The organism is Riemerella anatipestifer, assembly GCF_009663465.1.
GTDB lineage: Bacteria > Bacteroidota > Bacteroidia > Flavobacteriales > Weeksellaceae > Riemerella > Riemerella anatipestifer_C.
On sequence record NZ_QXHU01000004.1, the window covers coordinates 174,469 to 194,679 of the forward strand.

The following is a 20,211-nucleotide window of genomic DNA, read 5'->3' on the forward strand; positions in this document are numbered from 1 at the left end:
TTTTGTAGTTTAAGAGATTTAAAAAATCAAAAAAATGATATTATCTGCCTTCTGCTAGTCGTATAGCTTCTTTAGCAACCTTTTCTTGTATGCCCATATCTAGGTGGCTTGTAAAACCTACACACGAACAATTAATTTCACCTAAAACATACTTGTCGCTACCATCTGGGTGATAGTCTAGCATAAAGTCTGCCGTCCAAATGAGAGGTGTATTTTTCTCCTCCAATATTTCTTTTACTTTTGGAAGCTGAGAAAGGAAAATATCCATTAGTGGTTTCCAATCTTCGGGGTTATCGTAGCGGTATTGTGCCCCAGAAAACAAAGTCGCGGAGAAAGCATCTTCTGTATTGGCTGGTTTTTTATGTACTACAAAAACAGGTTCTTCGCCTACCATTAGAATTCTAATTTCGCCTTCTTTAATCCTAGGCATAAATCTCATATCTACTAGCATACCGTTTTCCCCAGTAATATACCTCTCACAAAAATCCATAAACTCTTCTAGCGTTTTGTATTCCACGTGATTGTCCACAGCTTCAGTTAATTTGAGTGGCGTATCTAGAGGGAGTTCATCTCCTGCTTGGTAAGAAATATTGCCGTCCACCTGCACTCTCCAAATACCTTCCCCAGTACTTCCTCGGTTTTGTTTTAGAACTCTTTCACCATGCGAGATACTTCTTGGGAAATGCTTTCTGAATTCTTCTATGGTATAGTAAGCGAAAGTATCTGTAGGCACAAGACTGGTATTTGCTAATTTTACAAGAGCATCTTTTGCCCCGAATTTTATCATAGATTTAGGCTCGCTCATTCCTACAAGACCGTACTCTGAAAGTTTTGATAGAATAGAAAAATATATCTTTTCATTGTCAGGTAACGAGCCTGGGTTCACTCTACTAATATAAGCGTCGAAGTTGTCTTTTACATAATTAAAGATTTCTTCAGCCTTATCATTTTCAAACTTTACTACTTCAGCATTCCAGCCTAAATCTTTAATGGAATTTAAGATAGGTAGAGTATCCTTTCTGTGTCCGTCTGCACCTTTGTCACTACCTCCAACAGATTCAAAAATTACAATTTTCTTATGTTTCATAATTGAATAAAATTAACCTATCAAAGGTAAAGATAAAGTTCAAAGAAAACTATGATGTTTATCAATATTTACATTTTTGTAATATGATATTCAACACGTGTTTTTAGGTATGAATTTATGGTGATACCAGTTCTTAATTATTGGTTATATTTGTGAAATGAAATTTAAGCTCCACTCCGAATTTAAACCTACTGGAGACCAGCCACAAGCGATTGATAAGTTGGTCTCTGGGATAGAACAAGGTCAGCCTTACCAAACTCTGCTAGGAGTTACAGGCTCCGGTAAAACCTTTACCATTGCCAATGTAGTGAATACTGTCCAACGACCTACTATTGTTCTTGCTCATAATAAGACATTAGCTGCCCAGCTATTTATGGAGTTTAAGGAATTTTTTCCTGAAAATGCAGTAGAATATTTTGTATCCTATTACGATTATTACCAACCCGAAGCATACATTGCCAGTACGGGAACTTACATAGAAAAAGACCTTAGTATAAATGAGGAGGTAGAGAAATTAAGGCTTTCTGCTACGACAAGTCTTCTTTCAGGGAGGCGAGATGTGCTTATAGTGGCTTCGGTGTCGTGTATTTATGGTATTGGTAACCCTACAGAGTTTAATAAATCTCTTATAGAATTGGAGCTACAATCTAAAATTTCTAGAACAGATTTGCTCCACAAGCTAGTTAGTGCACTTTACTCTAGGGCGGTTAATGAATTTGTACGAGGGAGTTTCAGGGTCAAAGGAGATGTGGTAGATATTTTCCCCGCTTATGCCGATAATGCAGTTAGAATAAGATTTTTTGGTAACGAGATTGATAAAATCCAAAGTTTTGACCCAGTTTCAGGGAATATTATGGGGGATTTTAATAAAATTAATATTTATCCAGCCAATCTATTCGTTACCTCAAAAGAAACGATGAATGACGCCCTTAGGAAAATTCAAGATGACCTTGTGAGGCAAGTAGATTTTTTAAATAAAATAGGAAGAAACCTAGAAGCCAAGCGTTTGAAAGAACGAACAGAATTAGATTTAGAAATGATAAAAGAGCTAGGCTATTGTTCTGGCATAGAGAATTATTCTAGGTATATGGACGGTAGAAATCCTGGTTCTCGTCCGTTTTGTTTATTAGATTATTTTCCGAATGATTATTTAATGGTGATAGACGAAAGCCACGTAACCATACCTCAAGTACACGCAATGTACGGCGGCGACCGTAGTAGAAAAGAGAATTTGGTAGAATACGGGTTTAGGCTACCAGCCGCTATGGATAACAGACCTTTGAAGTTTGAGGAGTTTGAAAGTATGCAAAACCAAGTCATCTATGTATCTGCCACGCCAGCGGATTATGAACTGGAAAAGACGCAAGGCGAATATGTGGAGCAGATTATCCGCCCAACAGGTTTGCTAGACCCGATTATAGAGGTAAGACCTACCCTTAATCAGATAGATGATTTAATGGAGGAGATTCAAAAAAGAGCAGAGGAAGATGAGAGGGTTTTAGTAACCACACTCACAAAGAAAATGGCAGAAGAACTCACTAAATATTTTGCCAAATTTGGGATAAGAACCAGATACATTCATTCTGATGTAGATACATTGGAGCGCATACAGATAATGCAAGATTTGCGTGCAGGACTTTTTGATGTACTTGTGGGGGTTAATCTACTTAGAGAAGGTTTAGATTTACCAGAGGTATCTTTGGTGGCTATCTTAGATGCAGATAAAGAGGGTATGCTTCGTTCTCGCCGTTCAATGATACAGACGGTAGGACGGGCGGCTAGAAACATCAATGGCAAAGCCATTATGTATGCAGATAAGATGACTAAATCTATGCAAGCCACCATTGATGAAACCAACTATCGTAGAGAAAAACAAATGAGCTACAACGAGGCTAACGGTCTTATACCACAGCCTTTAAATAAGAAAATATCCGATGTTTTGGTAGGGCATACACCTGATTTCCCGAAACAAGAATATATCCAAAAAGAAATTGTGAAGCAGGTAGCTGAAACAAAGGTTAGCTATGGTAATGCAGAGGATTTGGAGAAAATAATAGCAGAGAAACAAAAACAAATGGAAGCTGCTGCAAAACAATTAGACTTTATCTTAGCCGCAAAACTAAGAGATGAAATAAAGGCTCTAAAAGGAACACCGTAAATACTCTCAATTAAAACCATAATTGATGCTAACGCCCCAAGACCTCAATAATATCATTAAATTATCGGAGAAAACCATTCGCTTAAAAAGGAATGACTTACTTAAAGCCTCTGCTTCGGTAGATACCAACCTCTATTACATCACTAAAGGTAGCTTTAGAGTGTATCTTCTAAACAAAGAACGAGAACAAACGGTGAGGTTAGGTTATACAGGCGATTTCATTGTTGCTCTTGATTCTTTTCTGTCCCAAAAACCATCGGAGTTTTTAATTCAAGCAATAAAAGCTTCGGAAGTGAAAATAATTCCCAAATACAAAATAGACGCATTTCTAGACAAAGAGGACAACCAAAAATTATGGATAGCCTTGCTAGAAAACCTACTCCTCCAACAGATGGAACGCGAGAAAGATATTTTAACCCCATCTACAAAAGAAAGATATCTGCGTGTTTTAAGACGAAGCCCAAGGCTTTTCCAAGAAGTTCCTAACAAATATATAGCGGATTACTTAGGTATAAGTGCCGAAACTTTATCAAGGTTGAAAAAATCTTGACTTCCATCAATTTTTATTAAAGCTACGCTACAGAACTTTGCAGAAAAAAAATGCGTACAGAACTTTTATTACAGACCTTAGAGTTGCAAATTAAAGAAGCTATAACAACGGCTGAAATTCTTAAAACTAAAGACCTAGATTACCTTACTTGGAAACCACAGGAACACTCGTGGAATATATTAGAATGTGTAGAACACCTTAATCTATATGGTGATTTTTACCTCCCCGAATTTGAATTAAAAATAAAATCCTCTCATACCATACCAGAGGCAGATTTCAAAAGTGGTTGGTTGGGAGGCTATTTTGCAAAAAGGATATTGCCAAACCCCAAAAGCAAAATGAGAACTGCAAAGAGTAAAAACCCAATCAACAAAAACCTAGATAAATCGGTTTTAGAACGATTTATTTATCAGCAAGAGCGGTTTTTAGAGTTGCTAAATTTATCTAAAAGCATCAGCTTAAGCAGAACGAAAATAAATATTTCCATTTCTAAATGGATAAAATTACGACTAGGAGATGGTTTTATGTTCTATGTCAATCATATTTTAAGACACTTACATCAAATAGAACATCTACAACAGGTTTACCCAAACATAGAGGTATGTATTTTAGAATAGTTTAGCTTCGATATTATTGATGTCTATGTTTTTATCACTAAAAAAAGTTAATGCCCCCTTAGCAACGGCATCTTACCCCTTACAAAACGGGTTAATGACCACTTAAGTAATAGTTAGCGACCCCTTAGCAACGGCATCTTACCCCCTACAAAACGGGTTAATGACCACTTAAATAATAGTTAGCGACCCCTTAGCAACGGTATCTTGCCCCTTACAAAACGGGTTAATGACCACTTAAGTAATAGTTAGCGACCCCTTAGCAACGGTATCTTACGCCCTACAAAACGGGTTAATAACCACTTTTCAGGTAATCATTATCACGAGTTCGTTTAATGTTAAACAAAAAAATATTTTATTCCTATTGATTTATAATCAATCCTGAAAATTGGCTATTTAGAATAGTTTTAATTTTTAAACAGTACTTATTTTATCGCTATTGTTTAAAAAAAAGTTCTATATTTGAAAACTTTAATTAACTAACATAACAGTTTATGAAAAAAATAATATTAACATCGGCAGTATTATGCGGTGTGTTAGCCCAAGCAGGAGGCTTTAGAGTTTCTTTGCAAGGGGTAAAACAGTTGGCTATGGCGCATACAAGTGCTCACGCAGAAGATGCGAGCGTGGCTTTCTTTAATCCCGCAGGTATATCCTTCATTCCGTCCAAACTAAGTGTTGTAGCAGGAGGCTTTGGTGCATTATCTAGCGTAACTTATCAGAATTTAAACACTTTAAACTCTTACACTACCGATAACCCTTTAGGAACACCTTTCTATGCAGCGGTAGCTTATAAAGTAACAGATGATGTTTCGTTAGGGCTTAGCGTTACCACACCTTTTGGAAGCACCGTACAGTGGGGCGAAGATTGGGCAGGGAAGGAAATGGTGCAAAAAATGCAACTGAAAAGTATTTTCTTTCAGCCAATGGTTTCTGTAAAGTTAGCCAATTGGGTATCTCTAGGTGCAAGTTATATCTATGCTAAAGGTTCCGTAAACTGGGACAAAGCGGTAACTAGCGTTAATGGAACTATGAACATTAAAGATGAAAAAGCGTCAGGGCAAGGTTTCTCGTTTGGTTTTTACTTTAAACCTGACGAAAAGTGGGACGTTAGTGTAGCTTACCGTTCGCCAGTAGATATGAAAGCTAATAGTGGGAAAGTTTCGTTTAATATGCCGAAAAGTTTATATACTCTAAAGGAACTTGATGCTAATGGGCAGGATAACTTCAAAGCTACATTGCCTCTAGTAGATGAGTACACAATAGGAGCAACTTACAAGATTACACCTAAATGGTTAGTTTCTGCTGATTTTAACTATACAGGTTGGTCGGAGTACAGCCACCTAGCGTTAGATTTTGAAAACGCTAAACTTGGCAACCAGCCTAATGATGCTACCCTACTTGTTACACCTAAGAATTTCAAAAACACTCAAACTTGGCGTTTCGGAACCCAATATATGGTAACGGATAAAATAGCAGCCAGACTAGGTTATTACTATGATGAATCTTCCTATACAGACAAAGATTTTATCCCAGAAACCCCATCGTTTAACTCTAGTGTTGTTACAGCAGGTTTAGGATTTAAACTAAACAAAGTAGGGATAGATTTAGCAGGTGCAATGGCTTTTCCACAAGCGAGAACAGTAGCTAATGATTATTATAGTTTTTATGGACAGGCTAAGGCTAAAGCAGTGTATTTTGGTTTAGGTCTATCTTACAACCCTTTTTAATTTAACAGATTTATGAAAAAAATAATGATATCCTCATTAGCGGTAGTGTCTATGTTATCCGTTATGAGTTGTAAAACAGATTTTGATACAGATGTAGCAGATGTTGCTATCACAAAAGGAGAAGCCGACTTCTCAAACTATGTAGCACTAGGAAACTCTCTTACTTCTGGTTATAGAGATGGAGCATTATACTCTAGCGGACAATTAGAGTCATACCCATCTATAGTTGCTTCTCAAATGCAAAAAGCAGGTGGTGGAGCGTTTACTCAACCAATGATGCCTAATGATGTAGGTGGATTTAGTAATTTACCAGATTTTCCAGGTAAATTGGTATTAAACTTAGAGGAAGGAGCTCTAGCTCCTAAACCTTCAACTCCTACTGAGGCTTTAGATAAACTGACTGGAACTTTTAATAATATGGGAGTTCCTGGAGCTAAGTCATTTCATTTAGTGGCAGATGGCTATGGTAGCAAGACGGCTCTAGCATTGGGAAAGGCTAACCCTTACTTTGTTAGATTTGCATCAAGTGATAATACGAGTGTACTTAAAGATGCTATGGCTCAAAAACCAACGTTCTTCTCTCTATGGATAGGAAATAACGATGCCCTTTACTATGCTGCTTCTGGTGGGGTTGGTAAAGACCAGACAGGAAACCTTGACCCAAGAACCTATGGAAATAACGATATTACAGACCCTAATGTATTGGCGGGTTCTATTAAAGCCATATTAGATGGTATGAAGGCTGTAGGTGCTACCAAAGGGGTTATCGCGAATATTCCAGATATTACTTCTATACCATTCTTTACAACAATACCGTCTATGCTTAGATTAGACCTTACAGAAGCTCAAGCAGCGGGTCTTATGTCTATGGAAGCCTATGGTAAGTATAATGCGGCTTTAAAACAAGCTAAAACTTTGGGACTTTTAACTGCCGAAGAATATAACAAGAGAGTAATTAATTTTGTTGCAGGGAATGTGGTTAGTGGATTAGTAATAGAAGATAAAGATTTAACCAATCTATCAGCATTGGGTATTCCTTCGTATAGACAGACCACCTCTGGTGATTTTATTCTATTGCCCTATTTAAAATTTGTGAAAGAACAAGGAGGAGGAACTAAAGTAGTCTTGAAAGATGAGCAGGTTCTAACATATACAGAAGCCAAGAGGGTACAGGTAGCTACAGCTAAATATAATGCAAGTATAAAAGCTTTAGCAGATGCTTATGGGTTAGCCTTTGTAGATGCTAATGCTAAAATGGTAGAGTTAAATGGCACTTCTGGAATTCAGTTTGATGGAGTTAAATATACTACCTCTTTTTTGACAGGCGGGGCATTTTCATTAGACGGAGTACACCTTACGGGTAGAGGCTACGCAGTTATTGCTAACGAATTTATAAAAGCTATTAACGCTAAGTATAAATCTACACTACCGCAGGTAAACCCTAATAATTATTCAGGAATTAAATTCCCATAATATTTAAATAAAAGCAAAAGAATAAAAGCGGTTTAAAATTTTTAAACTGCTTTTATTTTTTTAACTTTGCAACCTCAATAAAAAAGTAAAAATGGCAAATCAGGCAAGTTATCTATTCAGTACAAGAACCAGTAAAGACTTAGCGGAAAAAATCGCAAAACATTACGGTCAAGAATTAGGGAAAATCAACTTTCAATCCTTTAGCGATGGCGAGTTCGAACCTGTTTTAGACCAATCTGTAAGAGGTGGGAGAGTGTTTTTGATAGGCTCTACTTTTCCTCCAGCAGACAATCTTTTAGAAATGCTTTTAATGATAGATGCGGCTAAAAGAGCATCAGCTAAGAGCATCACTGTGGTTATACCTTACTATGGTCTTGCGAGACAAGACAGAAAGGACAAACCAAGAGCTCCAATAGGAGCAAAGCTGGTAGCCAATTTATTAACTGCAGCGGGAGCAACAAGAATTATGACGATGGATCTTCACGCAGACCAAATACAAGGATTCTTTGAAATTCCAGTAGATCACCTTTATGCTTCTACTATTTTTGTGGATTATATCAAATCTTTAAATTTAGATAACTTAACCATTGCTTCACCAGATATGGGAGGAGCAAAAAGAGCTAAAAACTATGCAGGGCATTTAGGTGCTGAAGTTGTGATAGCCTATAAGGAAAGAAAAAAAGCCAATGTGGTGGAGGAAATGTTCCTAATCGGTGATGTAACAGATAAGAATGTTATCTTGATAGATGATATGATAGACACAGCTGGAACGCTTTGTAAAGCCGCTGATATCCTCATAGAAAAAGGAGCAAAGAGCGTAAGAGCGATGGCAACTCATGCGGTGTTTTCTGGAAAGGCTTACGAAAATATAGAGAACTCTAAAATAACAGAAGTTATTGTAACTGATACAATTCCTATCAAAAATAATTTGTCATCTAAAATAAAAGTGCTATCTTGTGCCCCGTTATTTGCCGAAGTGATGCAGATGGTACACGAACATAAATCTATTAGTGATAAATTTATCATTTAATTGATAATAAGCAGATAAAAACAATTAGAAATAAAACAAATTTAAATTTTTATAAATGAAATCTATTACAATTCAAGGACAGAAAAGAGAAAGCGTAGGCAAGAAATCTACGAAAGCGTTACGCGATGCTGAATTAGTTCCTTGTGTTGTTTATGGAGGTAAGGAACCTTTACATTTTTCTACTGAAGAAAAATCGTTTAAGAATTTGGTTTACACTCCTGAGGCACACACGGTATCTATTGAAGTAAACGGAGAAACTATTCCAGCAGTATTGCAGGATATTCAGTTTCACCCTATTACGGACAGAATTCTTCACGCAGATTTCTATCAGCTAAGCGATGACAAACCTGTGGTTATGGAGGTACCAGTAAAAATTACAGGTAGATCTAGAGGGGTTGTTGCAGGTGGTGTACTTAGACAATCTTTCAGAAAACTTAAAGTAAAAGCGCTTCCTGCTAATTTACCAGATGAAATCGTTATAGATGTAACGAAACTAAGAATTGGTAACAAAACTTATGTAGGTGATATCAAATCTCCAGATTACACTTTTATGCATCCAGACAACGCTGTGGTAGTAGCAGTTAAGATGTCTAGAACAGCAATGAAAGGTGGAGCTATTGCTGATGATGACGATGAAGAGGAAGAAGAAGCTGCAGCTGAATAAGATTTAACAAGAATTTATAATCATAAATCCCACTTTTAACAGGTGGGATTTTTATTTTTGTATAGCTGAAGAATAAAAAATGTCAAAAGAAAAATTGGAGGACTTTCTTCCGTTAGGAGCTTTTAGTTATGTGGAAAAATGGTGTAATGGTTATTCCATACTTATTAAAATAACCAAGGATAGGGTGTCTAAGTTGGGGGATTATAAAAAATTAAAAAATGAAGAACACCAAATTACAATTAACGGAGGACTTGAGAAGCCGTTGTTCTTTTTTGTATTAACTCACGAAATAGCACATCTTATAGCATTTGAGAAATATAAAAAGATAGCTCCTCATGGCAAAGAATGGAAACAGACTTTTAGAGAAATGATATTGGAAAGTTTGGGTGTTTATGATGTTGATTTTCAAAAAATATTATTAAAATTCTCTAAAAATCCTAAGGCAAGTTTTAATGCGAGTCGGGATTTAGAAATGTATTTTAAAAAAGAAAACAGAGATGGAGCTTTATTTATAGAAAATTTAGACGAAGGGCAGATTTTTACTTTCAGAAACACCAAATTTAGAATGATTGAAAAAAAGAAAAAGCGTTATCTTTGTACTCATCTAGATACAGGGAGGCAATATTTGTTCAGTCCTTTTGCAGAGATTTTAATTGATTAAATAAGAGAAATGGAATATAATAAAAATCACTATTGTGTTATTATGGCAGGGGGGATTGGGAGTCGTTTTTGGCCTCTAAGTACCCAAAGCTATCCTAAGCAATTTCAAGATATACTAGGTGTGGGTAGAACTATGATACAACAAACTTATGACCGAGTATCTAAGTTGATTTCTGCCGAAAATATTTTTGTTATTACTAATAAAGAATATGTTAGCCTAACATCGGAACAGTTACCAAATCTACCCCCGCAAAATATTATAGGAGAGCCTATGATGAAAAACACTGCTGCTTGTAATATCTATATGGCTAATATTATTGCAGAGCAAAATCCAGATGCTCAAATAATAGTTACACCTGCAGATCATCTTATTTTAAAAGAAGATAAGTTTTTAGACAAAGTTTTATTGGGGTTAAATGTTGCGGCAGAAAACGACTATCTCATCACATTAGGGATTACACCTACCCGTCCAGATACGGGATATGGCTATATTCAGTTTGTAGAAGGGAAAGGTATACCACTACTAAAAGTAAAAACCTTTACCGAAAAACCTAACCTAGAGATTGCTAAAACATTCTTAGAAGCAGGAGATTTTCTTTGGAATGCCGGGATATTTATTTGGTCTGCTAAAAGTATTATAAAAGCATTCTCCAAGCATCTGCCTGAGATGAAGCATCTTTTTGATGAATGTGACTACGACGCTAATGAGACTGAACCTAATTGTATAGAAAAAATATATCCAAAAGCAGAAAAAATATCTATCGATAATGGGATTATGGAAAAGGCAGATAATGTCTATGTGATTCCTGCAGACCTTGGTTGGAGCGATTTAGGAACTTGGAATTCTGTTTACGACAATGCTGAAAAAAACAAAGAGCAAAATTCCACCAATTCTAAATATATTTTAACCTATAACTCTAAAGGAAATATAATAAGGTTAAAAGAAAGTAATAAACTAGCAATTATAGATGGACTACAGGATTATATAGTGGTAGATACAGAAAAGGCACTACTTATCTGTCCTAGAGAAAATGATCAAAAAATAAAAGATTTTGTTTTAGATTTAAAGAATATCAAAAACGGAGAAGATTTTATGTAGTATTTAAATAAAAACGCTTAAATTTAACTCAAAATCTATAATAGATGTTGGTAAAAGTTTACGGTAGTGCTATACATGGTGTTTCCGCACAAACCATTACAATAGAGGTTAATGTAGATCAAGGAGTAGGTTACCATTTAGTAGGGTTGCCAGACAATGCTATTAAAGAAAGTAGTCATAGAATTTCCGCTGCACTTAAAAATGTAGGTTATAAATTGCCAGGGAAAAAAATTACCATAAATATGGCTCCTGCCGACCTCAGAAAAGAAGGTTCTGCTTATGATTTAAGCATTGCGTTGGGGATTTTAGCTGCATCTGGTCAGATTATAGCTCCAGAGATAGAGCGGTATCTTATTATGGGAGAGCTTTCGTTAGATGGAGGTTTACAACCGATTAAAGGTGTTTTGCCCATTGCAATAAAAGCAAGAGAAGAAGGTTTTAAAGGAATTATTTTACCGAAACAAAACACAAGAGAGGCTGCTATTGTAAACGATTTGGAAGTTTATGGTGTAGAAAATATCAAAGAGGTAATAGATTTTTTTAATGAAAACTGTCCTTTAGAACCAACTAAAGTCAATACACGAGAGGAATTTCACAAAAGAGTAAATCTTTTTCCATTTGACTTTTCGGAAGTTAAAGGTCAAGAGACCGCTAAAAGAGCAATGGAAGTTGCGGCAGCAGGAGGGCATAATATTATTCTCATTGGTCCCCCAGGGAGTGGTAAAACAATGTTAGCAAAACGGATTCCAAGTATTCTCCCTCCTTTAACATTAAAAGAAGCGTTAGAAACCACCAAAATACATTCTGTAGCAGGAAAGATGGGAGCTGAAACTTCCCTTATGACCATCAGACCCTTCAGGTCGCCGCATCATACCATTTCCGATGTAGCGTTAGTAGGTGGTGGTAGTTATCCTCAGCCTGGGGAAATTTCTTTGGCTCACAATGGGGTACTATTTCTAGATGAGATGCCAGAGTTTAAAAGAACCGTTCTAGAAGTTATGAGACAACCTTTGGAGGATAGAGAAGTTACTATTTCCAGAGCTAAATTTACAGTAAACTATCCTGCTAGTTTTATGCTTGTAGCATCTATGAATCCTAGCCCTAGCGGATTTTTTCCTGATGACCCCAATAATACCTCTTCTTCTTTTGAGATGCAACGCTATCTTAATAAACTTTCGGGACCTCTCTTGGATAGGATAGACATTCATATAGAAGTTCAAAAAGTAGAATTTGACCAACTGTCCGACAAAAGAAAAGGAGAGTCTAGTGAGATTATCAGACAAAGGGTGCTAAAAGCAAGGGAAATACAGCAAGAACGCTATCAAGATTTGGCTATTAGTTACAATGCCCAGATGGGACCTAAAGAAATAGAGCGTTTTTGCGAATTAGATGAGGTATCTCTACTTCTAATAAAAAATGCTATGGAAAAGCTCAATCTTTCTGCAAGGGCTTATGACCGTATTTTGAAAGTATCTAGAACCATAGCAGATTTGGAAGGAGAAACTAATATACAAAGCCACCACATTGCGGAAGCTATACAATATAGAAGTTTGGATAGAGATTTTTGGAAGGTTTAAAACAATTTTTTGTTAAAAAATCTTAAATATCATATTTTTTATATACATTTGTCCTCTCAAAATAGACATTTATAGGGATAACTTTACATTTTTTAATCGTTTAACAATTAGTAATAAAACGGTCTTCCAAGTAAGGAATGGTTTTACTTTGGTTTAAATTAAAGGTAAAGTTATGGAAATAATTACGGATAGCCTGCTTATACAAGAGTATCAAAATGGCAATGAACTAGCCCTAGAAAGGCTTATAGAAAGAAATCAATCTGACCTTTTTAACTTTATTTTTTACAAGGTGCTAGATGAAAGTTTAGCAAATGATATTTTCCAAGATACCTTTATGAAAATTATCATCAAGTTGAAAAAAGGAGAGTATAAAGATGAGGGCAAATTTGTACTTTGGGCAAAGCGTATTGCTCACAATCTAATTATAGACCATTACCGATTGTTATCTAAGCATAAAAAAGTTTCAGAAACCTCATATTCAGATGAGGAATTTTCTATTTTTGACCATATCAGCGAACCTACGGAAAATATAGAGGATTATTTAATTTCTCTTCAGATAAATGAAGACCTTATGAAAATGATACAACTCTTACCAGATAACCAAAAGGAAGTGGTAAAACTCCGTTTTTTTGATGGACTTAGTTTTAAGGAAATTGCAGAGCATACGGATTGTAGCATCAATACCACTTTAGGCAGAGTAAGGTACGCTGTGATGAACCTTAGAAAAATAATGGAAGAAAATCAAATAATTTTAACAAGATAAATACTAAAGGTTTGAGCTTTTCGTTCTATGGTAAAATATATGTGCCTATGAAAAAAGTTTATCCTAGTGTAGTAAAGGTAAAATTACCAAAATCTTCTACGATAAAATTTTTATTAGATTTTTCTAAATCCTTATCGGTGCTTTCTTCCAAGAAGAGAGTTTATGTACTTCCAAAAAATTAACTAATTTTGTGCCTTATGAAGATAAGGCACATTTTTTTTGATTTAGACAACACACTTTGGGATCATCGTAAAAATGCGAGACTCACGCTCCAAAAACTTTTTAATAAATATTTGATTGAGGATAAAATCGGAGTAGATTTTGAAACCTTTCACGAGGTGTATCATACCATTAACGAAGAGCTTTGGGCTAAAATTAGAGACGGAATTATAGATAAAGAAACTTTAAGAAAACATCGTTTTTATGATGTGTTTCTTCATTTTGGATTAGATGATTTTGAATTATCTCAAACCTTTGAAAATCTTTTTCTAGATGAGATTATAGAATACAACGAACTGGTGGAGGGCAGCATTTCTATTTTAGATTATTTAAAAGATAAAGGCTATACTCTTCATATTTTGTCTAATGGTTTTCAAGAGGTTACTCACAGAAAGTTAGATGGAAGTGGCATTGCTCATTACTTTGATACGGTAACAAGCGCAGACGAAATAGGACTAAGAAAACCTCATCCTGAGATTTTTCAACTCGCTTTAGATAAAGCGAAAGCAACGGTGGAGGAGTCTTATTTTATAGGAGATGATTGGATTGCAGACGCTTTGGGTGCTAGAGATTTTGGTTTGAAAGTTTTATTTTTTGATGTCTTCAACGAAGGTTTTGAGGAGCAAGGCGTTATCAATATTAAATCTTTAGCGGAGGTAGAGCGTTATCTTTAGAGAATGCAGAGCCATAAGGAGTGGTAAAAAATCCTTACTTTTGTAAATCCTTTCCTGATAAAGGAAGGGATATTTAATTTAAAAAATTAGAAATACTATGTCAAGAATACTTACGGGAATTCAAGCTACGGGAACGCCTCATTTAGGAAATTTGTTAGGAGCGATAATCCCAGCAATAGAGTTATCTAAAAATCCTGAAAACGAATCGTTTTTATTTATTGCCAATATGCATTCTTTAACCCAAATAAAAGATGCAGAAGTACTAAAACAAAATACTTACGAAATAGCGGCTGCGTGGTTGGCTTTCGGTCTTGACACGGAAAAAACTTATTTCTATAGACAAAGTGATATACCCGAAGTATGTGAATTGTCGTGGTATTTGTCTTGCTTTTTTCCTTATCAAAGGCTTACTTTAGCTCATTCATTTAAAGATAAAGCAGACCGTTTGGCAGACGTAAATGCTGGACTTTTTACTTATCCCGTTCTTATGGCAGCGGATATACTTCTGTACGATGCAGAGATAGTTCCTGTAGGAAAAGACCAATTACAGCACTTAGAAATGGCAAGAGATATGGGAGCGAGGTTTAACAATCAAATGGGAGAAACTTTTGTATTACCACAAGAAGAACTGCAAGAAAATACCAAGTATGTGCCTGGTACTGATGGTAACAAAATGTCTAAATCTAGAGGAAATATCATCAATATATTTTTGCCAGAGAAACAGCTTAAAAAACAGGTGATGTCTATAGAAACGGATTCTAAAACTTTAGAAGAGCCTAAAGACCCTGAAACAGATAAAGTATTCGCTTTATACGAACTAATAGCTACACCAGAACAAACAGAACAGTTAAGACAGAAATATTTAGCAGGAAATTTTGGCTACGGGCACGCTAAAACAGAGCTTCTTAATTTAATTTTAGAAACTTACTCAAAGGAGAGAGAGTTATTTAATTACTATATGACTCACCTTGATGAGCTAGAAGCTAAACTAAAAGAAGGAGCAGAAAAAACTAGAAAAGTAGCAGCAGAAACTTTAGCTAGGGTGAGAAAAAACCTAGGAATGTAGTTGTTAGGTCATTTGCTAGAGATTTTGTAATATTGAAAAAAACTAAATGTTAGAACTTATATTTTCTGCTATCGGCTTAGGGCTAATGTTGAGCTTGGTTTTTATAGGACCTATTTTTTTCCTGCTTATAGAAACTAGCTTTTCGCGTGGAGCAAGGCATGCATTAACCTTAGATATAGGGGTTATAACTGCAGATTTGGTTTGTATCTTAGTGGCCTACTTTGCGAGTGATGATTTAGTAGAGATTATAGACAAATATCCTAGTTTTTATAGAATAACGGCTTTTATTATCTTCATTTATGGGATTTTTATGATAGTCTCCAAAACTAAAATGAGGATAGAAGGCGAAAAAAAAATCATCAGTCAGAACTATTTTAAAACTTTTTTAAATGGCTTTTTACTAAATATTCTTAATATAGGTGTAGTTTTATTTTGGTTGGTTACTGTAATATCGGTGCGAAATCAATATCCTAATCCGTATAAATTTATTTTATACATTGGGATTATGATAGCCACCTACATTGGGATAGATTTAATTAAAATCCTTTTAGCAAAACAGTTCCATCATAAATTGACTCAAAATCTTGCTAATAAAATACGAAGTGCTGTTGGAGTGATATTAGTTATCATTAGTGTATTTATATTTATGCAGAGCTTCAAAAAATTTAATAAGTTTGACCAAGAGTTGGAAAGAAGTGGCTATGTGAGGGATTCTCTAAAAATCAGAAAATAATTGTATATGATAACGTTTCCCAAAAAACTAAAAAAAGGAGCTAAAATAGGCATTGTTTCTCCTGCTGGAGCCGTAGAAGCCTCACAGATAGAAGCGGGTATAGAACGAATACAGTCCAAAGGATATGAGCCTATTTTAAGTCCATATTGCTTGGGGATTTTTAAGAATGGATACAATTATTCTGGAACAGAAAAGGAACGTTTATCAGACATCAATTGGGCGTTTTCTAACACGGAGCTTTCAGCCGTATGGGCAACTAGAGGAGGTTATGGCTGTCAGCATCTCATTAAAAAGATTAAGTTATCTGCTTTCAGAGAGAATCCTAAATGGTATATAGGTTATTCGGACAATACTGTAATCCAAAGCTATCTTCTAAAAAACGGATTTGCTAGCATACACGGGCAAACACTTAAAACTGCTTCGTTTGGGGTATCGGAAGAAAGTTATCAGCTTATTTTTGATGTTCTTGAGGGGACACTTCCTAAATATAAAATCACACCACACTCATTTAATAAAGAAGGTGTTGCAGAAGGCATTTTAATAGGTGGAAATTTAGCCTTGGTCTATGCCTTGTTGGGAAGTCCGTATTCCTTTAATTTTAAAGATAAAATCCTTTTTATAGAAGATATAGGCGAAAACTTTTACGCTCTTGATAGAATGTTGATGGGGCTAGAACTTGCTGGAGCATTTAGAAAAATAAAAGGGCTTATTATAGGTGGTATGACGAATATGGGCTCCGAAACCGATAATCCAAACTATGAAGACAGCTTTGATAGCTTTGCTTATGAAATTGTAAAACAAAGATTAGAGAAATATAAAATCCCTATGATGTATCAGTTTCCTAATGGGCATATCTATCATAATTTACCGCTTATTTTGGGAGCTTCGGTTCGTCTTGAAATTACCTCTGAAAAAGCAGAACTTTTTTATCTATAAATAATGGCGGAGCATAATGATTTTGGAAAAGAAGCCGAAAATCAAGCCGTATTTTTCTTGGAACAAAAGGGCTATAATATCATAGCAAGAAACTACAGATACCTTAAAGCAGAACTAGACATTGTTGCCGAAAAAGATAATACTTTGGTGGTAGCAGAAGTTAAAGCAAGGCAACACAGTACTTTGGTAGAGCCTCACGAAGCGGTGAACAGGCGAAAAATAAAACTCATTATCTCTGCCACCAACGAATTTCTACAAAGCTATCCCAAGAATGTGGAAGTAAGATTTGATATTATTTCTATTATAAAGACAACTCAAGACGCATTTGAAATTACTCATATAGAAAATGCCTTTGAGAGTATAGATGGTTAGGTTACGAAGGCTATTTTTATCCCCAAAAAAAATAATTACATCTTCAATCCACCCCCAAAAACATTGGGGCAAAACAAAAATCAACTGGGGGAAACAAAAAAATATCTGGGGCGATAGACCAACAAGGTGGGGCGACTTAATAATGACGAGGGGCGATACAAAAATGAGGTAGGGCGAAAGAATAATGACAATGGGCAACAAAAATTGTTGATAAAAAACAGGAAAACAACTTAGGGCGATAGAAGAATGAATGGTTTTTATCCATAAAATTGAATATAATCCAAAAAAACTGAACGCATATCATTAAAATTCCTTAAAATGGTTTTGAAATACAGCTGGGCAGTTTATTTTAGGCTTGACTTTTGTCTAAAATATGTACCTTTGGGAAGTAACTTTTCTAAAAATAATAAAAATTGACCATACCTTTTGAACCTGTACTATTTGGAGTAAAAATAAATATCCATTTGATTTTGGAGTATTTAGCGTTTTTTGTTGGCTTTAGATATTATGTATGGTTGAGAAAGTCGGTGCAGGACACTATACCCAGCCAAAATAGAATTTCTATCATTTTGGGAGCTACTATTGGAGCTTTCTTAGGCTCTCGGCTAATTGGCTTTTTAGAGAACCCAGTTTTGATTGATTTCAGTCCTAATCAACTAATCCAGTTATTCAACACCAAGACTATTATGGGCGGATTATTTGGCGGACTTATTGGGGTTGAAGTAATGAAAAAGATAATCAAGGAAAAACAATCTTCGGGAGACCTATTTACCTTTCCTATTATAGTTGGAATTATTATTGGGCGAGTTGGTTGTTTTCTTACTGGAGTTAATGAATTTACTTATGGGACAGAAACCAAATTTTTTACAGGAATGGATTTGGGAGACGGGCTCTATAGACACCCTGTCTCTTTATATGAAATAATATTTTTGGTGTTTCTTTTTCTATTTTTGAGAAAAAATAAAGTAACTTTACAAAAGGAGAACGGATTGTTATTCAAAATATTTATGTTGTCTTATTTTGGTTTTCGATTTATAATTGAATTTATTAAGCCTAATATTTTCTATACTTTAGGTTTAAGCAGTATCCAATGGCTTTGCATAGTTTGTTGGATTTATTACTTCCCTACCATTAAAAAAATAATAAAAAATGCCTACTAGAAAATACACTTATTACGACTATACCCTTAGTTTGTGTCCTGAATGTTTAAAGCGTATTGATGCTAAAATTGTGTTTGAAGACCACAAGGTTTATATGCTTAAAAGATGTCCCGAACACGGCAATTCCAAAGTGTTGATTGCTGATGATATAGCGTATTATAAGAACATCAGGAACTACAACAAACCTTCGGAAATGCCATATAAGTTTAATACTAAAACCCATTATGGCTGTCCCTACGACTGTGGATTATGCCCCGACCATGAACAACATTCGTGTCTTACAGTTGTGGAAATAACAGACCGTTGTAATTTAACCTGTCCTACTTGTTACGCTGGTTCATCTCCTACTTATGGCAGACATAGAACTTTAGAAGAGGTAAAAGCGATGTTAGATACCATTGTTAGAAATGAGAAGGAGCCTGATGTGGTGCAAATAAGTGGTGGAGAGCCTACAATACACCCTCAATTTTTTGAGATATTGGATTACGCCAAAACGCTGCCGATAAAACATCTTATGGTAAATACCAACGGGATTAGTATAGCTAAAGATTTCGAATTTGCAAAACGTTTAAAAAGCTATGCTCCTGACTTTGAAATTTATTTACAGTTTGATTCTTTTAAAGAAGAGGCTTTATTATCATTACGAGGGGCTACTCTAAAGAAAATTAGAGAAAAAGCAATAGAACATTTAAACGAATTAAACCTCTCAACTACTTTAGTAGTTACCCTACAAAAAGGGCTTAATGATGATGAAATGGGTGAGATAATAGAGTATGGGCTTAAACAAAAATGTGTAAGAGGAGTAACGTTTCAGCCTACACAGATAGCAGGAAGATTGGAACACTTTAATCATGAAACCGACCGAATTACGCTCACAGAAGTTCGTAGAAAGATATTGGAACAGACGGATATATTTACCCCAGATGATTTAATTCCTGTTCCGTGCAACCCAGATGCATTGGCGATGGGCTATATATTAAAACTAAATGGAAATAATATTCCACTTACAAGATATATTAACCCTACAGACTTGCTGGATAATAGCAAAAATACCATTGTATATGAGCAAGATGAAGCATTGCATCAAAAAATGTTTGAGATATTTAGCACAGGGACATCTACCGATAAGGCTTCATCTAAATTGCATAGTCTTTTGTGCTGTCTTCCTTTTGTAGAAGCTCCTAATTTAGGATACGATAACTTATTCAGAATTATTATTATGCAATTTATTGATGCTTATAATTTTGATGTTCGTGCCATAAAAAAATCTTGCGTACACATTGTAAATAAAGATAATACCATTATACCTTTTGAAACTATGAATTTGTTTTACAGAGATGAAAAGGTAGACTATTTGAACCAATTAAAAAAAGAAATATGACATTAGAAGGATTGCCCTATATTATAGCAGCCCTCTTGGCAATATCAAGCCCAGCTATACTTTTTGGTATTATAGGCATCTTGGTAAAAAAACAGAACCCTAAAGCAGCTAAAGTCTTTTTTAATTTAATATGGGTGTATTTCATATTATTTTTCATATTACTTATAATAGGTATTGGTATCTGTGGAGGATTTAAATAACCTGTTTTTAATGGGATAATAACTGCTTAAAACACCATTTTTTCTAAGGTAAATAATTTGTGCCA

Annotated in this window: 21 protein-coding genes; 20 read left to right on the forward strand and 1 reads right to left on the reverse strand. The window is 35.2% G+C overall.

What is annotated here, in order from left to right:
• Positions 1–40: 40 nt before the first annotated feature.
• Positions 41–1,087 (reverse strand): Cj0069 family protein, encoded by a 1,047-nt coding sequence (locus D1003_RS06985; protein WP_052911473.1) that lies wholly within the window; start codon positions 1,085–1,087, stop codon positions 41–43.
• A 157-nt stretch (positions 1,088–1,244) separates the two neighbouring features.
• Here D1003_RS06985 and uvrB point away from each other — a divergent pair, with 157 nt between their 5' ends.
• The 20 genes from uvrB (at position 1,245) to D1003_RS07080 (ending at position 20,146) form a co-directional block, all read left to right on the forward strand.
• Complete coding sequence (gene uvrB / locus D1003_RS06990) at positions 1,245–3,245, forward strand: excinuclease ABC subunit UvrB (RefSeq protein WP_153936261.1); 2,001 nt, start codon at positions 1,245–1,247, stop codon at positions 3,243–3,245.
• Between the two features lie 25 nt (positions 3,246–3,270).
• On the forward strand, positions 3,271–3,795 hold the full coding sequence (locus tag D1003_RS06995; protein ID WP_153936262.1) for a Crp/Fnr family transcriptional regulator: 525 nt from the start codon (positions 3,271–3,273) through the stop codon (positions 3,793–3,795).
• A gap of 50 nt (positions 3,796–3,845) precedes the next feature.
• On the forward strand, positions 3,846–4,412 hold the full coding sequence (locus tag D1003_RS07000; protein WP_153936263.1) for a DinB family protein: 567 nt from the start codon (positions 3,846–3,848) through the stop codon (positions 4,410–4,412).
• 491 nt (positions 4,413–4,903) lie between these two features.
• The gene (locus D1003_RS07005; RefSeq protein WP_153936264.1) at positions 4,904–6,139 is read left to right on the forward strand and encodes an OmpP1/FadL family transporter; all 1,236 of its coding nucleotides are present in this window, start codon (positions 4,904–4,906) and stop codon (positions 6,137–6,139) included.
• 12 nt (positions 6,140–6,151) lie between these two features.
• Entirely contained in the window at positions 6,152–7,612 is a 1,461-nt protein-coding gene (locus D1003_RS07010) for an SGNH/GDSL hydrolase family protein (RefSeq protein WP_153936265.1), read from the forward strand.
• Between the two features lie 91 nt (positions 7,613–7,703).
• Positions 7,704–8,642, forward strand: coding sequence for a ribose-phosphate pyrophosphokinase (locus tag D1003_RS07015; RefSeq protein WP_014937651.1), 939 nt, complete (start codon positions 7,704–7,706; stop codon positions 8,640–8,642).
• 55 nt (positions 8,643–8,697) lie between these two features.
• Positions 8,698–9,306, forward strand: a complete 609-nt coding sequence (locus D1003_RS07020) for a 50S ribosomal protein L25/general stress protein Ctc (protein WP_014937650.1) — start codon at positions 8,698–8,700, stop codon at positions 9,304–9,306.
• 79 nt (positions 9,307–9,385) lie between these two features.
• On the forward strand, positions 9,386–9,967 hold the full coding sequence (locus D1003_RS07025; RefSeq protein ID WP_153936266.1) for a SprT-like domain-containing protein: 582 nt from the start codon (positions 9,386–9,388) through the stop codon (positions 9,965–9,967).
• Positions 9,968–9,976: 9 nt separating this feature from the next.
• The gene (locus tag D1003_RS07030) at positions 9,977–11,065 is read left to right on the forward strand and encodes a mannose-1-phosphate guanylyltransferase (protein ID WP_153936267.1); all 1,089 of its coding nucleotides are present in this window, start codon (positions 9,977–9,979) and stop codon (positions 11,063–11,065) included.
• Between the two features lie 44 nt (positions 11,066–11,109).
• Positions 11,110–12,642 (forward strand): YifB family Mg chelatase-like AAA ATPase, encoded by a 1,533-nt coding sequence (locus tag D1003_RS07035; protein ID WP_153936268.1) that lies wholly within the window; start codon positions 11,110–11,112, stop codon positions 12,640–12,642.
• Between the two features lie 172 nt (positions 12,643–12,814).
• Positions 12,815–13,405 carry an RNA polymerase sigma factor gene (locus D1003_RS07040; protein WP_004916220.1) on the forward strand — a complete coding sequence of 197 codons (591 nt, stop codon included), beginning with the start codon at positions 12,815–12,817 and terminating at the stop codon, positions 13,403–13,405.
• Between the two features lie 47 nt (positions 13,406–13,452).
• Positions 13,453–13,587: a hypothetical protein gene (locus D1003_RS11270; RefSeq protein WP_014937646.1), complete on the forward strand. Its 135-nt coding sequence runs from the start codon at positions 13,453–13,455 to the stop codon at positions 13,585–13,587.
• Positions 13,588–13,602: 15 nt separating this feature from the next.
• Positions 13,603–14,298 (forward strand): YjjG family noncanonical pyrimidine nucleotidase, encoded by a 696-nt coding sequence (locus D1003_RS07045; protein ID WP_153936269.1) that lies wholly within the window; start codon positions 13,603–13,605, stop codon positions 14,296–14,298.
• Positions 14,299–14,395: 97 nt separating this feature from the next.
• Positions 14,396–15,364 carry a tryptophan--tRNA ligase gene (trpS, locus tag D1003_RS07050; protein ID WP_014937644.1) on the forward strand — a complete coding sequence of 323 codons (969 nt, stop codon included), beginning with the start codon at positions 14,396–14,398 and terminating at the stop codon, positions 15,362–15,364.
• A gap of 46 nt (positions 15,365–15,410) precedes the next feature.
• Positions 15,411–16,097, forward strand: coding sequence for a LysE family translocator (locus D1003_RS07055; protein ID WP_153936270.1), 687 nt, complete (start codon positions 15,411–15,413; stop codon positions 16,095–16,097).
• A gap of 6 nt (positions 16,098–16,103) precedes the next feature.
• Positions 16,104–17,033: an LD-carboxypeptidase gene (locus tag D1003_RS07060; protein WP_153936271.1), complete on the forward strand. Its 930-nt coding sequence runs from the start codon at positions 16,104–16,106 to the stop codon at positions 17,031–17,033.
• Positions 17,034–17,036: 3 nt separating this feature from the next.
• Positions 17,037–17,405 carry a YraN family protein gene (locus D1003_RS07065; RefSeq protein WP_014937641.1) on the forward strand — a complete coding sequence of 123 codons (369 nt, stop codon included), beginning with the start codon at positions 17,037–17,039 and terminating at the stop codon, positions 17,403–17,405.
• A gap of 413 nt (positions 17,406–17,818) precedes the next feature.
• Positions 17,819–18,565, forward strand: coding sequence for a prolipoprotein diacylglyceryl transferase family protein (locus D1003_RS07070; protein WP_153936272.1), 747 nt, complete (start codon positions 17,819–17,821; stop codon positions 18,563–18,565).
• Positions 18,555–19,946, forward strand: coding sequence for a radical SAM protein (locus tag D1003_RS07075; protein ID WP_153936273.1), 1,392 nt, complete (start codon positions 18,555–18,557; stop codon positions 19,944–19,946). Before D1003_RS07070 ends, D1003_RS07075 begins: the two co-directional genes overlap by 11 nt.
• The gene (locus D1003_RS07080; RefSeq protein WP_153936274.1) at positions 19,943–20,146 is read left to right on the forward strand and encodes a hypothetical protein; all 204 of its coding nucleotides are present in this window, start codon (positions 19,943–19,945) and stop codon (positions 20,144–20,146) included. Before D1003_RS07075 ends, D1003_RS07080 begins: the two co-directional genes overlap by 4 nt.
• Positions 20,147–20,211: the final 65 nt, after the last annotated feature.